Source organism: Undibacterium sp. Ji42W (assembly GCF_049340405.1).
Classification (GTDB): Bacteria; Pseudomonadota; Gammaproteobacteria; order Burkholderiales; family Burkholderiaceae_D; genus Undibacterium.
In genome coordinates, this window is record NZ_JBMPOV010000012.1 from 72,258 (window position 1) to 88,549 (window position 16,292).

General features: G+C 53.2%; 11 protein-coding genes. 7 read left to right on the plus strand and 4 right to left on the minus strand.

Translation table 11 applies throughout. The features are described from left to right. Positions 1-31: 31 nt before the first annotated feature. On the minus strand, positions 32-2,803 hold the full coding sequence (locus tag ACO0LG_RS23790) for a peptidylprolyl isomerase (protein WP_423030096.1): 2,772 nt from the start codon (positions 2,801-2,803) through the stop codon (positions 32-34). Between the two features lies 1 nt (position 2,804). Next, positions 2,805-3,554: a hypothetical protein gene (locus tag ACO0LG_RS23795; protein WP_423030098.1), complete on the minus strand. Its 750-nt coding sequence runs from the start codon at positions 3,552-3,554 to the stop codon at positions 2,805-2,807. 161 nt (positions 3,555-3,715) lie between these two features. Between ACO0LG_RS23795 and ACO0LG_RS23800 the strand changes: the two genes are divergently transcribed. From ACO0LG_RS23800 to ACO0LG_RS23820, 5 genes are all read left to right on the plus strand, one after another. Continuing rightward, entirely contained in the window at positions 3,716-4,807 is a 1,092-nt protein-coding gene (locus ACO0LG_RS23800; RefSeq protein ID WP_423030100.1) for a PfkB family carbohydrate kinase, read from the plus strand. A 93-nt stretch (positions 4,808-4,900) separates the two neighbouring features. Then, positions 4,901-5,827 carry a pseudouridine-5'-phosphate glycosidase gene (locus ACO0LG_RS23805; protein WP_423030102.1) on the plus strand — a complete coding sequence of 309 codons (927 nt, stop codon included), beginning with the start codon at positions 4,901-4,903 and terminating at the stop codon, positions 5,825-5,827. A 393-nt stretch (positions 5,828-6,220) separates the two neighbouring features. After that, positions 6,221-7,162: a sterol desaturase family protein gene (locus ACO0LG_RS23810; RefSeq protein ID WP_423030104.1), complete on the plus strand. Its 942-nt coding sequence runs from the start codon at positions 6,221-6,223 to the stop codon at positions 7,160-7,162. Between the two features lie 17 nt (positions 7,163-7,179). Continuing rightward, a complete protein-coding gene (locus ACO0LG_RS23815; protein ID WP_423030106.1) occupies positions 7,180-8,334 on the plus strand; it encodes a sensor histidine kinase in 1,155 nt (384 codons plus the stop codon). An 18-nt stretch (positions 8,335-8,352) separates the two neighbouring features. Beyond that, on the plus strand, positions 8,353-9,207 hold the full coding sequence (locus tag ACO0LG_RS23820) for a LytR/AlgR family response regulator transcription factor (protein ID WP_423030108.1): 855 nt from the start codon (positions 8,353-8,355) through the stop codon (positions 9,205-9,207). Between the two features lie 105 nt (positions 9,208-9,312). Here ACO0LG_RS23820 and ACO0LG_RS23825 read toward each other — a convergent pair whose 3' ends face one another. Together ACO0LG_RS23825 and ACO0LG_RS23830 are read right to left on the minus strand one after the other, a co-directional pair. After that, positions 9,313-10,419 (minus strand): patatin-like phospholipase family protein, encoded by a 1,107-nt coding sequence (locus tag ACO0LG_RS23825; protein WP_423030110.1) that lies wholly within the window; start codon positions 10,417-10,419, stop codon positions 9,313-9,315. A gap of 14 nt (positions 10,420-10,433) precedes the next feature. Continuing rightward, positions 10,434-10,631 carry a hypothetical protein gene (locus ACO0LG_RS23830; RefSeq protein WP_423030112.1) on the minus strand — a complete coding sequence of 66 codons (198 nt, stop codon included), beginning with the start codon at positions 10,629-10,631 and terminating at the stop codon, positions 10,434-10,436. A gap of 217 nt (positions 10,632-10,848) precedes the next feature. Here ACO0LG_RS23830 and ACO0LG_RS23835 point away from each other — a divergent pair, with 217 nt between their 5' ends. Beyond that, positions 10,849-14,154 carry a hypothetical protein gene (locus ACO0LG_RS23835; RefSeq protein WP_423030114.1) on the plus strand — a complete coding sequence of 1,102 codons (3,306 nt, stop codon included), beginning with the start codon at positions 10,849-10,851 and terminating at the stop codon, positions 14,152-14,154. After that, on the plus strand, positions 14,151-15,803 hold the full coding sequence (locus ACO0LG_RS23840; RefSeq protein WP_423030116.1) for an SWIM zinc finger family protein: 1,653 nt from the start codon (positions 14,151-14,153) through the stop codon (positions 15,801-15,803). The genes ACO0LG_RS23835 and ACO0LG_RS23840 overlap by 4 nt, the downstream gene beginning before the upstream one ends. The last annotated feature ends 489 nt before the right edge of the window (positions 15,804-16,292 follow it).

A 16,292-nucleotide genomic window follows, 5' to 3' on the forward strand; every position in this document is an offset into this window, starting at 1 on the left:
TTACGGACTTACTGTTTCTTTACTTATTTACTTATTTACTTATTTGCTTGTTTCCTTGTTGCCGTAATTGTTCTTCGATATACGGCTTTGCTTGTTCATAGCTGGGGAAAACGAATGGTCGTATGCCCTTGACCTCAATCAAATGCCAGCCAAAAGCAGTTTGTACAGGCGTGGGGTAGCGCTCAGGTTTGTCGATTGATGTAATGGCATCTGCAAATGGTTTGACGTAGACATCCGCCAATGACCAACCGAGGTCACCACCTTTATCTTTGGAGCCAGGGTCTATGGAAACCTGCCTTGCAACTTCGTCAAACTTGGCGCCATTCTGTATTTTGCTCAATGCGCTTTTGGCCTCCGCTTCGGTTTTGACGAGAATGTGGGATACACGGTATTGCTGTTTCCCGGCAGTGCGCTGTTTTTCTTTTTCATAGATGTTACGCACCAGTTCTTCGCTGACTGGTCTTGCCGTTCCTGCCACAGGTCTGACATTCGGCGCTGCTTTGCTGGGTGGCATGCTGGCCCGCACCAGTTTGACAGCGTTGACCAGGGCATCGCTGTCGGCGCTGATACAGCCCAGCTTTTCAGACAATATGACGGCGTCTGCCATGCCTTGCAGGGCCGGATCATTCGGTGTGGATTTGGCTCTTAGCAAGACTATCCTGGCCAGCCAGTCTGCGGCAGTGCCGAGTTGTCTGAGTTTATTCAACTCTGCTTCACTGCGGACCATATCATTGCTGATGTCGGTGCTAGCAGGCGTGACCCGCTGTATGCGTGCTTGTAACTTGAAATCCTCAGGGTTGAATGAACACCACCAGTTTGCTGCCACGAAGCGGTTGTTGGCTGCACCAAGTTTTTCCCTGATGCGGTAAACTTGCGGCGACATATGGAAAACCATCGCCAGCCTGGCCAGGTAATAATGGCGTTGTTCTGCATCATTGGTGGCAAGATAGGCATTGATACCGGCAGCCATGGCAGGTTGGCTGGGTAGCAGCAGGCGGGCTGCTGCTTCTGCCGTGGCAGTCTTGCCCACCATATCACTGCGCCACCAGGCGGCCATCAACAGTTGCTCTATCATGCGGCTGTCGGTCGCCGGTTTTTTTGCCAGGCGCAACAAGTCTTCTGAAGACAAGTAACGGTTTAATAAGGCATCTGCATCAGCGCCTATGCGCCATGCAGAGTCGCGTAACAGATAGGGCAGCGCCTCTGCCTCAGTCTTTGCCATCGCCAGCATTTCTTGCCTGAACAGATTATTCGCACTGGCCGATTCCGGCAAGATGGCCGGGTCTATCGACGTGCCATCCACAGCCAGCACTGATTTGATGATGGCGACGGCTTCATGACGGCGGCCCGCCTGGCGCATCAGCCTGGCGATGTAATAGCGTACCGTTAAATATTCCTTGCTGTCTGCGCTTGCCTGCAAGGCCGGGGCGAATGTCGCCTCGACTTGTGGTGTCAGTTCACGCGCGGTCATCAGGCTGGCGATGAGCCAGGTTTTTGCCTTGGTCTTTTGCCACAGGGTCAGTGCATGCTGATGCTCTTGCGTACATAGGCCAGAATAATTGGGTGAATCAGGATTGTCAGAGCAAGCCTGTATGGTACGTATCCAGTCAAAGTACTCTTGCTGTTTGCGCAGGCTGACCAGCAGATCAAGATTGCCACGGTAATCAAGCAAACGGTCGCCCAGACTGCTCCAATTGTCGAGCTGGCCATTGACTTGCACGTCTTTGTCAAAGCGGCCCAGTTGATTGCTGAGCTCGGTATATACCTGTTCCGGGACGATATATAGAGCGGCCTGGGTCAGCAGCTTTTGCACAGCCTGATGCTGTTTGCTGCGGCTTTTATCTGCCAGTATGAGTTTGGCGCGCGCCTTTATCTGGGTATAGATTTGCGCCATCTTGCGCTGTTTTTCACTGAGGGCACGATTGTATGCCTCTACTTTTTGCTCACGCGTATCATTGCTGGCCCTGATGTCAATCAGGCGTTTATCCAGGTTGTCATCCAGGCTGCCGCTACGCAATAATGCGCGCAAGCTGGCATGGCTGGCCCAGCCCGACATAGGGTGGGATTTAACCGCTGCAATGGCGTCGAAGCGTCGCAAGGCTTCATCAAATTTTTCATCATAAAAATACGCAGTGGCAATCTGATACTGGCGTAACTGACGTAAATACGCGGGAGTGGAGGCAGGTAAATCTTGTGGTATTACGCTGGTGGTATTCGCTTCCGGGTCACCGCATAAATCGAACACGATATCTTGCGCTGTCACCCATTCCTGCACCGCAGATTTACTGATCTTGTTATTGGACTTCAAGGCTCCTAGTGTCTCTGCAGCAAAATTGTAGGCTCCGATAGTGCAATTCAGGTAGCCGCCATAGGCCCGGCCTTTAAAGCTCCTGTTTTCGGCCAGCGGGCGACGCAGTGGCTGGTCGCTGACGCTCGCTCTTTGTGCCGTCCACGCGTCCATGCCGCCCTTGGGTATGTCGGTTTCAAACGCGTATGCAGGTGTATCCTGTTCCTGTTTTTTCAGGGTTTGCTGATCAAGTGTCAATGCCCGGTAGGCCAGGTACAGCGCACTTCTTTCGTAGGATGGTAACAAGACACCCAGACGACCGGATTTATACTGCTGATTGTATTCACTGTCTGGCCGCAGACGCTTCACTATGCCGTCCTTGCTTTCGCTTTCATCCCGCTCATAGGTGGGAATATTCCTCGACCCCGCATGTGCGTTTGATGTGGATAGCACAAAAAGTGCCGTACAACTGCCGATGGCAGCCAGCCGGAACAGATGATTCAGATGTGGATGCAAATTATTCCCCTTTGAAAAATGGTCTGGAAGGCATGAAAACAGCATCGACATGCCAGTTTTTGTCATTGAACCAGTAGCGACGCTGATAACGCTGGTGTACGTTAGATGAAGGTGTTTCTTGCACAGAAAAGCCGATAGCCTGATCGCGGCATTGTGGGGCCAGTTGTTCAGGATGATAGATCAGACGATCTTGATATCGGCTGGCATTGCTACCCATTTTAAAAAACATGGGGACGATTTCATCGGCCTTTATTCTGGCCAGCAATTCGGGCTCACTGCACCATGCTGCCATGGTCGTTACACTGAGTTTGATATTTGCTGGCAGGCTTTTTTTCAGGCCATTCACCAGTTCCAGATAATACGGTTTCTGGCTCTCCATCGCCTCAAAATCAAGTTGTATCCAGCCTGTACTGCTACGCCTGGCCGCCGCCAGCATAGCTTTGTTAATGGCGTCGGTGTGTTGTTGTCCAAGCACAGGCGTCGCAGCCAGATCAACTTGCACATGCACCACAGGTGTGACCTGCACACCAGGAGCAACGACGAGCCGGTTCATCCTGCGCCTGAGTTTTATCCCCGTGCTGGAAATAACAAGATGATCAAGCAGCAGGCCAATCTGCTTCGCATCAGCAGGGGCAGCGCTGGAATGCCATACCCATGGAATGTCTGTCGTCGCAGATGCAGATGATGTCGCTGGTGCCAGCATCAAGCTGCAAAACAGAACGGAAAGCGCGAGGCGAGTCAGTGTAAGCATGCACCGCAGTAAAGTGAATAAAACTGCAAGTGTGATGCAGAATGGATAAGAAATGCAAGCGTGGTGTTTTATGCTTTGACAATGCGCGAACTAATGTTTACCATTATAAACAATTGTCCCTAATGGCGAACATTTGTTTGTGATTTGTTTATGATTTGTTTATGATTACCCCCTCCTCCAAAAAAGAACAACTTTATCAACTCATCGCTGCGCAGCCTTTTATCTCGCAGCAAGAGCTGGCAGACCATCTGGGTTTGTCACGCTCTGCCGTGGCGGGTCATATAGCGGCGCTGATACGTGAAAAACGGTTGCTCGGGCGGGCTTATGTCTTGCCAGACCAGCGGCCTGTGGTGTGTATAGGCGGCGCGAATATAGACCGCAAGTTGCGCACGCTAGGTCCGGTGCAGATGGGCACCTCCAACCCGGTCAGCCAGCATGAAGCCTTTGGCGGCGTCGCCCGTAATATTGCCGAGAACCTGGCACGCCTGGGCATGCCCACTCGTCTTTTGTGCGCGGTGGGTGACGATGCTGCCGGGCGCAGCATGCTTGATCATGCGCAATCCGTTGGCATTGATGTCAAAGCCTGCTTGCAAGCGACTGGCGTGCATAGCGGCAGCTACACTGCTTTGCTCAATGATGAGGGCGACATGGTGCTGGCATTGGCGCATATGGCATGCTGCGATGCCCTGACGCCAGATTACCTGCATAGCCGCCACACCCAGCGCGGCCATGCTGCCTTCACCATCATCGACTTGAATTTGCCGACAGATAGCATAGGCTTGTTATTGCAAGAAGCGCATCAACAGGCCATGCCGCTGATGGCCGTGGCCGTGTCTGAACCAAAGATGGCACGCCTGCCGCAGGATTTGCATGGCTTGCGCCTGCTATTATTGAACCAGGGTGAACTCGCAGCCGCTGTTGGACATGGCATACAAAACCAGGCAGAACTGGAAGCAGCCTGCAAACAATTGCAGCAGCGTGGCGTGCAAGACATTATCGTCACCAGGGGGGTGGCAGGCGTGACTTTTACCAATAGTAGCGGTATGCAGCACATGCCTGCGCCAGCAGCCAGCGTGCGCGATGCCACAGGTGCGGGTGATGCCTTTGCTGCTGGGGTAGCCTGGTCTTTGTGCCGCCAGCCAGACGACCTGCGCCTGGCCTGTGAATATGGATTGAAGCTGGCAAAACTGACGCTGGAAAGCGATGCGACAGTGGCAGCAACGATCAGCCCGATGATTTTTGAAGAAGCTTAATGGGCAACTAATGCACAACTAATGCGCAATTAATACTCGACTAATACGCAACTAGTACACGACCTATCCTGTTTTTCTACAAAAGGAAACATCATGCAATCTTACCTGGTCTTATCCGACGAAGTCCGCGCTGCGCGTTTGGCGGCCAAGCCTGTGGTGGCACTCGAATCCACCATCATCTCGCACGGCATGCCTTATCCGCAAAACGTGCAGACTGCGCGTGAACTGGAACAAATTATCCGTGACGGTGGTGCTGTGCCTGCCACCATCGCCATCATGAATGGCAAAATCCATATAGGCCTGGATGAAGAAGAACTGGAATTGTTGGGCAATTCGCCAGACGCCATGAAAGTCAGTCGCCGCGACCTGGCCTATGCGCTGACCAATAACAAGCTCGGTGCAACGACTGTTGCCGCCACCATGATCTGCGCAGCTCTTGCAGGCATAGAAGTGTTTGTCACCGGCGGAATAGGTGGTGTACACCGCGGTGCTGAAACCAGCTTCGATATTTCTGCCGACCTGCAAGAGCTGGCACGCACCTCGGTTGCTGTGGTCTGTGCTGGTGCCAAATCCATACTCGACATAGGCCTGACGCTGGAATATCTTGAGACCCATGGTGTACCCGTAGTCAGTGTCGGCCAAGCATCCTTCCCGGCTTTCTTTACTGCCGACAGTGGCTACAAGGCAGACTTCCAGCTCGACACTGCCGAGCAACAAGCCGAGTTCATCCATGCCAAATGGAACCTGGGATTAAACGGCGGCGTGGTCATCGCCAACCCGGTGCCGGTTGAATCTGCCATGCCAAAAGAAGAGATTGAAGCCATCACCCAGCAAGCGCTGAAGCTGGCAGACGAGATGGACATCACTGGCAAGGCCATTACCCCTTTCCTGCTGAACCGCATCAAGCATATGACAGAAGGCCGCAGCCTGGAAACCAATATTGCGCTTGTGAAAAACAATGCTGTCGTCGGCACGCAGCTGGCGTTGGCACTGCATCATCTGCGCAAGCGTACAGTGTAAATTTTGTCGTGTGCGCCGTGCGCACCATGACCAACTACGGGTTAGATAAAAAGTGGTGCGCGTGGCGCACCCTACCCAAATTCCGAAGTGCGCTTGGCAAGTGCACATTTCCCGCAATGCCTGTTCCAGGCAAATCCAACGACCGAAAAATTTGACGCCGCGTTTCTGTCATTTCGCGCCCGACCAGGCTTTTTTCGTCGCATGCCTGTGGCAGCCGCAGCTGCTTTGATCAAGCATAGGGATGTAGGGCGCAAATCCACATCAATACCGACTTTCGCAAACCGGGCTCAGGAACACAGACGCCTGGCCGCATGGCGGAAATTGATCGAGATCTTGCTGACCCAGAATCCTCATCTTGTTTATCGAGCTTGTCATTCTTGCGGAAGTCATGCCATGAAGCCTTTAGATTACTACCTGCTGTTTGTTGCGGCCCCTGTCGTGCTGGTGCTGGCATTGATAGAAGGTATCGTATTGTCGCTCAGACAGCGGTATGACTGGCGCGCATTTGGCGTGTCGGCATTTGACCTGGTGAGCCGGATTGCAGTGAATCTCCTATTACCTTTGTCGATAGCCACGCCGCTGGTGCACTGGGCTTATGTGCACAGGTTGACGACGATACAGCTCAATACCGGGTTGAGCCTGTTGTTATTGTTTATAGGACAGGAATTCTGTTATTACTGGTATCACCGGGCCGCCCATAGAGTGCGCTGGTTTTGGAGTACCCATGCTGTACACCATTCACCCAATGACTTGAATTTATCGGCGGCAGTGCGCATAGGCATACTCAGCAAGCTGACTGGCACGGCGGTATTCTTTACACCACTGATCTGGCTGGGTTTTGATATCCGCACCGTGTTTTCTGTGCTGACCCTGAATTTACTGTACCAGTTCTGGATACATGCGACCTGGATACCAAAGCTGGGCTGGCTGGAAGGCATTCTCAATACCCCGTCTGCGCACCGCGTGCACCATGCGGCTAATACTGAATACCTGGATGCCAATTTTGGTGGCGTGTTATTGATTTTTGACCGCATGTTCAGGACCTATGTTGCTGAACGCGAAGACCTGCCTTGCCGCTATGGCCTGGTGCAGCCCATCACCAGTTATAACCCGTTGAAGATAGAACTGGCGCAATGGTTCAGCCTGCTGCGTGATCTGGCAAAGGCGCGCAATCCACGGGCATTTTTTGGTTACCTGTTGATGCCACCGGGCTGGGTACCGGATGGCGTTGGCAGTACGACGGACGAACTGAAGGCGCGTGAGCAGGGAAAAAAGGTGAAAGAAGTGCAGGAGCAGGGACAAGTGCAAACCCTGTTTCCATCTGCTCGTAATTAACGCATAATCCACTGATCATGTCTGCACCACCGCCCACTCTCTTGCCTGATTTACCCAGTAGCTCTGACAGGCTGTGGCGCAACTTGCGCATCAGTATTCCAGCGATGCTGGTAGCGGCCTGTTACTTCAGCATCATGTTTCGCGATCCTTTCTTTACTACGCTGGTGTACGTCGCTTGCATAGGATTCTTGATACAGGTCTTGCTGGGTTGCGGTCACTATGGCATGGTCAGGTATTTACGCAAGTACAAGCCAGAGCACACGGGCGCTGTGTATAACTGGCCGGGCTGGGGCTGGATGGGTCCGTGGATCATCATCTCTGGCGTATTGGGATTTTATTTTGGCACCTTGCTGGCGAATGTATTGACTGGTCAGCATCGTGAACCCAGCGAGGTCTTGCGCAATGTCCGCACACTGACGATGGTCATGTCCGTTGTCTTTGTCAGTACTGCGGGCCTGGTTTTCCTGGTGTATATGCGCGGGCGTATGGCCTTGATGGAAATGCGTACACAAATCGCATTGCGGGCCGCCGCCGAAAACCAGCTCAAGCTGCTGGAATCCCAGCTAGAACCGCATATGCTGTTCAATACCCTGGCCAACCTGCGCGTATTGATCGGCCTGGACCCGCCACGCGCGCAGGAAATGCTGGATCACCTGACAGGCTTTTTGCGGGCCACGCTAGAGGCTTCTCGCAGCAATACACATACGCTGGCAGCCGAATTTTCCCGCATCGAAGACTATCTGACTTTGATGGAAATACGCATGGGCAGTCGTCTGCGCCATCGTCTCGATTTACCACCTGAACTGGGCAGCCTGATGGTGCCACCCCTGCTGTTACAGCCACTGGTAGAGAATGCCATCAAGCATGGGCTGGACCCGGTTCTGGATGGCGGGCGCATCGAGCTCACTGCACGGTGCAAAGCAGGCGTGCTCTTGCTCAGCGTACGTGATACCGGTATCGGGCTTGGAGAGTCCCGACATGGCAATCCTGATCCAAGTAACACCCATGACAAAGCTGGTACACACTTCGGCCTGCAGCAAGTTCGCGAGCGCCTGCTCGCCCTGTATGGCAAAGCGGGCAGCCTTGAGCTAAATGCTGCCGATGATGCAGAGGGCGGTAGCATGGCTCTCGTACGCTTGCCACTTCTGCCTGCCAGCAAGACGATTAACTAAACCAGGAATGCACTGTAGATGAACGCCACTGCCCTGATTGCTGAAGACGAACCCCTGCTCGCTGCCAACCTGCAAGCTGAACTTGCACAGTTGTGGCCAGGCCTGCGCGTGCTGGCGAATGTCACCCACGGCACTGCCGCCTTGCAGCAGGCATTGGCGTTGCAACCCGATGTGCTTTTTCTGGACATCCACATGCCGGGCATGACAGGGCTGGAAGTGGCACAAGCGCTGGCAGAAGACTGGCCAGATGATGATACAGACTTCCCCCTGATTGTGTTTGTCACTGCTTATGATCAATATGCAGTACAAGCATTTGAGTGGGCTGCCTTTGATTATGTACTCAAACCAGTGCAACCGCAGCGCCTGGCGCATACCTGCAGTCGTGTGCAGGCAGCCTTGCAGCAAAGGGGCAGGGCTGTGTCACTACCAGCTAGTGCTGCCACTCCGGATTTGATAGAGCAATTGCGCAGTCTGCTTGACAGCAAAGCAGGGCATGCATTGGCACCAACAGCGCAGCCAGCAGTTCAGCATTCGACGCAACCAGTAACACCTTTGCGCGTACTGCAAGTCCAGGCCGGTAATACCATCAACATGGTGGCGGTGGACGAGGTCATCTATCTGGAATCTGCTGATAAATATGTGCGGGTAGTGACAGCCACCCGTGAACACCTGATACGCATCTCCCTGCGTGAGCTACAGCCCCAGTTGGACCCGCAAGTTTTTTGGCAAATCCACCGTGGCACCGTCGTGCGCTGTGATGCCATTGCCAGTGCCGTGCGTGAGGGAAATGGCAAGCTCATGCTCAATCTGCACAATCACCCAGACCGCCTGCAAGTGAGCCGCCTGTATCTACATCTGTTCAAGGGATTGTAAATGAAGATTAGCAGGAAGAGACCTTGATCATTATATCAATCAGGTCTCAAACACTGCCTTATGCTTGTTCAGGGTTTTCTGCATGAGTGCTTCGTTCCCCCTCGATTACTCCTGCGGCAATTCGTGAATCACCAACCCCGCATGCGGTGGCAAAGGTTTTTGCCATGACTTGTGGCGCAAGGCACGTTTGCAGTCGTGGATACCGGCAGCCCAGCGGGCTTCCATGGTCGCCAAACTGAAATCGACATCCTTGAAATAATTATCGTCTGGCAGTGCCTTCATGATGAGGTGGACGACATTGATGGTGTGGTCGCAACCCATCTCCATCAGCGGTTTCAACGCTTCTTTTTTGCGCTCTGATGCTGGCAGATGTTCGGTCAATGTGCGTACGGCGCGTTGCAAATCCTGGATGCGCTGGTAGATCAGCAATTGTTCTGCCGAACGGCTTGCGTACTGTATGCTTTTATAGCGCGTCATGGCACCAGCGATAGACTGTGGACGAGTCTCTGAAGGGTCCCACAGATCGATCATGAAGCACAGCGCATCTGCTTTTCTTTCTTCATCCAGAAAAACATCAAGCGGCGTGTTGGAATATACGCCACCATCCCAGTAGGCCCTGTCACCTATCTTCACAGGTGCGAAGCCAGGTGGCAATGCACCGCTGGCCATGATGTGTTCAACGTCTATACGTCCGCGCTTGCTGTCAAACACCACACCCTGGCCACTGTCGATATCGACCGCGCAAATGCTGACCCGGATATGGCCATCATTAAGGTAGTCAAAATCCACATATTTTTCCAGCGTGTCCTTGAGGGGGGATGTGTCATAAAACCCGGCTTCTTCTATCGGTACCTTGGCATTGATGTCCCAGGCAGCACCAAAGCGTGGCTTGAAAAAACCATTAACACCCTGCGTAATGGCAGTCAGGGTATTGAGGTTGTTGGTGAGGTTCATCCATGGCGAAAAGGTCGGCCAGAAACTGCCACGGCTGACTGCATCCGGTGCCAGGCTGTCCCAGAATGCCCGCATTTGCGCAATACGCGTCTCTGGCGGGTTACCCGCAATCAGCGCAGTGTTGATGGCGCCAATAGAGGTGCCTATGATCCAGTCCAGCGGCGTTTCTGCTTCATGCAATTGTTGATATACGCCCGCCTGATAGGCACCCAGGGCGCCGCCGCCCTGCAAAATCAATACGGTATCCTGGTTGGCCATGGATGTCTGCGGCCTTAGGCGAAACCGCCGAGTTGTGCCAGTTTGTGCTCTTCACCATCGTGGGTGACCGAGATCAGGTCGACCTGGAAAGGCGCATTCAATTCATGGCGCAAATGCGCGCCCTGGCTGACTGCGGCCATGAAATCATCGCCAGCTTCTGTGGATTTAACGACTTCTTTTTGTTCATTACGGCTAATAAGACGATAGTGCATAAGTTCCCCGGGGAAATGTTGTAATGTGATTGATGCGGGCATTGTAACATGTGCATTTTGTATGCATATTTCATAGTGTAATAGCGATGAAATCATCTTTGTAGCTAAACGTAAGTATGTATTGCTGACAAAATAATCGATGTCATAATGCTTCGCTTTATGATGCCGGAATACTGACATTACTGGTCCGGCTGGCGACATTTTCCGGAGCATGGCTATGCAGGGCATGATTAAATTGGTGAAGCTGGCGCGCATGCAGCCCACAGAGCGGCATTGCGAAATCGAGTTATCACAGGCACCGCAGGGCGAGGGTGCAGCCCCCTTGTATCTGGTGAATGTGCGTGAAGGTCATCCTGATGCCGAATGGCAGGAAAGCACGAGAACCCCATATCCCATTGGTCTTGAACAGGCAGAAAAACTCTACGCCCAGATACTGGCCAGTAAACTGGAGCAGGGTTTCGTTGATATATCTGCACCTCCAGCTATGCCAGTTACCCGAGCAACGCAGGACCAGGTCAATGCGGATGCCATGCAATGGGGCCATTCTTCGCAAACCCTGGTACAAAAAATCAGCAAGCCAGCCTCTGTATCCGGGCAGGAAAAAATCCTGCTTGACCGCCTGCCACCACGCGTATGGTCGGGCCTGTCACGCGCTGAGCGCAGCCGCACGGTCTGGCGCATAGGCGAACGCCGCTTGCCTGCTGCCGTGCCACGCCTGGTAGAGTTATTGGGCAGTGCCGATGCCATGCTTGATTACTGCATCGCCTACGCCGTAGGCCGTTGCGGCGATGCTGGTGCCAGACAGGCCATGCATGAGCTGAGCCAGCGTTCCGAAGAAACGCATGTCAAACATATGGCAAGCCAAGCCTGGCTGGCTTTGGCATCGCCAGAAGAGGCGCAGCAATATGCGCAGGCTTTGATTACGCAATGGCCCACTGATTTACACGCTGCGTGGCAAAAAGCGCAGCAAATAGCCGACCTGCAAAAAGGCATGGACAAAGTCTTGCTCGCCTTGCTATCAGCCAAAGCCTGGAAAGACTGGCGTCATGATGATTGGCTGGAGCAACTGGACATGATAGATCAGGCTGGCATCTCGCCACTGGCGCGGCCCTTGTTGCTACAACAGTTGCGTAACTTACCGGTGAACCTGCTGGTGTTCCGCGCCTTCCGTCATTTATACAAAACCGCGGAATTCAGAGCTGATGCTGAACTGTTCGGCATCCTGCACCAGCGTGTTGAAAAAGCCTGGCCGCTGTTTTTGCTGAGTTCCAATACCAGTTATGTATATCTGGAAAGGCGCTATGTCAGCTATGCCGATGAAGTCAAAAAGCCGCAAACCCGTGTTGCCTATTCCAGCCTGACGCGTGATTACCTGCGCCGCCGCACCTGGCGCACACTGCGCCGCCTGGGCGAGCTTGAAAGCGCAGATTTCACCAACATGGCAACGGGCATATTGCTGGCCTGCGACGATGCGCACGCAGACAAGGCACATATACAAAGACTGGTGAACTGGAACTATCAAAGTCGTTCTTACACGACAGAACTACGTTTCCTTTCTCCCTATGCCAGATGGATGGTATTCAACCAGCTTGTGCATCAGCATGATAGCGATGTCAAGACCAGCCGTACCACGCTCAAATGGTGGATACCGGCGACGACAGATAATCTCGATTACCCGCCGCGCACAAAACGGCAGGAAGCTTTCCCCAAACTATGGGATGCCGCACCAGAAAAATTGCTCTACCTGATGCAGCACAGCCAGTGCCATGGCGTGCATGTGTTTGCCGCGCGGGCTTTGGTGGATAACCAGGCTTACTGCCAGCAATTGAGTATGGAACAAGTACAAGGCTTGCTGCAAAGCGCCTTTCTGCCAACCAAAGAATTTGCTTTTACCATTGTCAAACGACGCTTTGCACAGCAAACGCCAGACCTCAACTGGCTAATGATTTTGCTGGCGACGGATTATCAGCCTGCCGCAGATTTTGCACTGGGTTTTATCCGCAAGACGCCAGAGCTGTATGCACAAGACGCTGGCCTGGTCCTTGCGATGATCACCAGCCCGTCGCAAGGGGTGCGCGAAACTTGCCGTTTGCTGGCGCATGGCACAACTGTTGCAACACGACAGATCATCCTGAGCCGCTTGTCCATCTGGGCAAGACAGAACACCATGACGACAAACCAGATCGACACTTTGCGCGATGACTTGCAATGGCTGATCCAGAATGTGCTGGCTGAGCAGGTCGCACAATTGCCTGATCACGATATCGCCGTCTGGTGCGACTTTCTACAGGCCACACAATTCTGGCAACAGGCACTGGCGACCGATATCTTGCTGGCCCACCCGGCAGGCATTGCCCATGTCTCACCACTGACACTGCGCGACTTGTTGCAGGATACAGACCCCGGCAGGCAAAGCCTGGGCAGCCGTTTGTTTGCAGCTTTGCCAGTCGATGTATTGCGCCAGCAGCCTGATCTGGTCGCTACCTTGGCAACTGCGCTGGATGCGCGTGTGCGAGCGGCCATGACACCAGTGATTACGCAGCTCGCTACTGATGCGACTTTTTCTGAAAAATTGTTGGCACACTTTATCGATGTGATTTTCCGTAGCGATAATACCAATGGTGAAGAGAGCGTGCATGCCGACATCATCAACTGGTGTAGCGGCCCTTTGCTGACAGCAATACTGGCACAGCCTGTCGATATGCAATGGCGTCTGTTGCAGGCCCGCAGCAAGGGCGCGCAAGAGCTAGGTGCCATGCTGTTGATACAGACAAGCGGTACATTGGCCGCCAGCCTCAGCGTCCTGCAATGGGCCTTGCTAGGCAGGCACGCGGTCTTGCAAGTGCGCTTGCGGGCGCAACATTACTTCAACCAGCATGTGCCTGAAGTACGCGCAAACCTCAACGATGCACTGCGCATACTCGATACCCGCTGGCCAGAAACCCGCTCTTTTGCGGCAGATTATTTTGCCCGCAATATCAGTGCTGACGAATGGTCGTTGAGCCAGTTGCTGGCCCTGTGTGACCATCAGCAAGCTGCCATACAAAGACTGGGCAGACAATTGATTACCCGCCACTTCCGTATTGAGGATGCCGCAGAATACGTATTGAGCCTTGCCCAGCATCCCTCGGCCAACATGCAATTGTTTGTCAGCCAGTGGCTGGAGCAAAGTGTGCTGGCGTACAGTGATCAGCAATTGGCATTGCAACACCTTCAGCAACTGCGTCCTTATTTCCTCAGTGTCTTGTCACATGTGAACAAGGCCCGCACGGTCAAGAACCGCGTGATCCGTTTCCTGCAGAATCAGGGTTTGCTGTCTGAAGCGCATGCACAATTTGTCGCACGGATTTTTACGCGTCAGGTATTGACCGTAGCGATACAGGACAAGGCGCAATACATCCTGGGCTTGACGCAATTGCAGGCCACTTATCCGGCACTGGCTGAAGTAAATGACTGGCCCATGCAGCTTATCGCTCCACGCTTGCACCATGATGCAGCCACCATTTCTGCGGAGTCTGTATGAAGTTTGAATACCGCTATTTTGGCAATAGCCAGGTGAATGACAGCGCCACTGCCACCAGCATGCAGTTCGCACCTGACACTTTACGTACTCCCACGTATTTTGCCGCCACCCTGCAACCGACGTTGGCGCTGGCTTACCGCGAAGCCATCAGTGCTATGCATGATGTGGTGGTATCCGACCTGCGCACCCAGCCCAAGGACAGGACAGCTTACTTTGCCTGGCTGGCAGACAATGAAGCCAGCCTGCTGGCAGATTTCATGGCGCAGGAAAAAGAGTTGCGTGAAAAAATCACGCCGCTGCGTGCCGAACTCACCAAGGTACAGAATCAAAAATATGGTCTCATGCAGCCTTTCTATCAGGCCCAGCGCGAGTACTTTGATTACCTGTACAAAGAAAATCGCGACATGTGGATTGTCCTTGACCCTGTCATCACCGTGCATCCCGACAAGGTTTTCTTTGAATGCTTCAGCCGTGATGAATCAACTTATGCCAGCCTGAGTTGCCGCCACAATGTCTTCAAACACCTGGGCGAATTTGCCTGCGGCACCACCAATATTGATTATTCGTCCGCCCTGTATGATGAATTTCAAAAGATACGCGCTTATAAAGAAACCCGCTTTGAAATCCAGGCAGATGGCTTCCAGGTACAAACTGGTCATGACGAGCAATACCATGAAGCCAAGATCGATTTGCCTGACAGTTGGCTGCGTGGCTTCTTGCAAGTCAGTACCGCCATGTCGCTGCCAGGCCACAAGCTCGATTTACACCCCATGGACGTGCACAGCATCTGCCACATCCTGCGCCGCAAGACTGAGCGGGTAGGGCCACGTTCAATACGCTTCATCCTTGAGCCAGGCCAGCCCATCACCATGCTGTTTGAACCTTGGGGCATCAAGCTCGTCTGTCAGCGCTCTGTTTTTGCTGGCAAGGAGGCGGCAGAGGTCAGGATATGGGGCCGCCGCCGCTTGCTGACGCTGGAGAGGCTGATTGCCGTTGCCGACAAGTTCAGCGTCATGCTCATGGGCACAGGCTTGCCCAGCTTCTGGATTGCCCATCTGCCTGAGATGGATTACACCCTGGGCTTGTCAGGCTGGACAGCGAACGACTGGTCACGCGCTGGGCAATTTGATTTGCTGGCGCCGCGCCTTGATGTCGATGACATGACAGCACAAGCTGTAGCACATGCCTTGTCTTCGCAATGGTCAGCCAGCACCGCGAGCCTGGCGCAGCAATTGCAGCTCGACAGCAAGCTGGTGGCATCAGCCCTGACCGGACTCATGCAAGCGGGCCGCGTGGTGTATGACGCGGTGGATCAGGTGGCACGCTGGCGCGATCTGGTGCGCGAACCCATCAACGTCGCCAGCCTGCGCTTTGCCAGTGAACGTGAAGCCCTGGCAGCGCAGCTCGTACACAAAAACCTCTTGCTTGATTTGCAGTCTGCCCACGTTGTCGGTGGTGGCATCGAATGGAAAGCCAGTGTCAGTGCCAGCATCACCAATACCAAGAAACTCAGCAAGACCATGATCAGGCTGGACAATGATGACAGGCTGGTGGAAGGCAGTTGCAGTTGCGATTATTACGTGCGCAACCGCATGTTCCGCGGGCCTTGTGAACATATGCTCGCCATACGACAAGTCGCTAATAAATAGGACATACGCAAAACCGCCCCAACTGCGTTGCAGCGCCAGCAGTGAGTAAAATTCGGTACTAAAGTACTGTCTTCGTCGCTGCGGTGTAGTTGGGGTTTCGGACAACATGTTGTCCGCCAACGTAACGAACCGTCCTTGCAAGGACGGTTTACTGAAGCGATAGCCTTGCTGGGACAATTTTGCGTAAGTCCTATTAAGAATTAATTGTGGGATGGAAAAGTAGTTTCAATGAGTTCGCTGTACTTTTTAAATGACTTTGTGCAAGCCATTGAAGTAAAAAGTAGTTACAAAATTTTTACATAGTAGTTATTTACAGGAGGTGAACCGGACATTAGAATAGATTTTGGCAGGAAGGCTCTTGCAATCCGGATGGTGTATCGCCATCCATGTTTTTTGCTTAGCTATGCATCACTGAGTTTCTCTTCACTGTGCCGGAAACGACTACCGGCGTGATGACGATGTGGATTCCGTGAACCCCATCACGCCGGT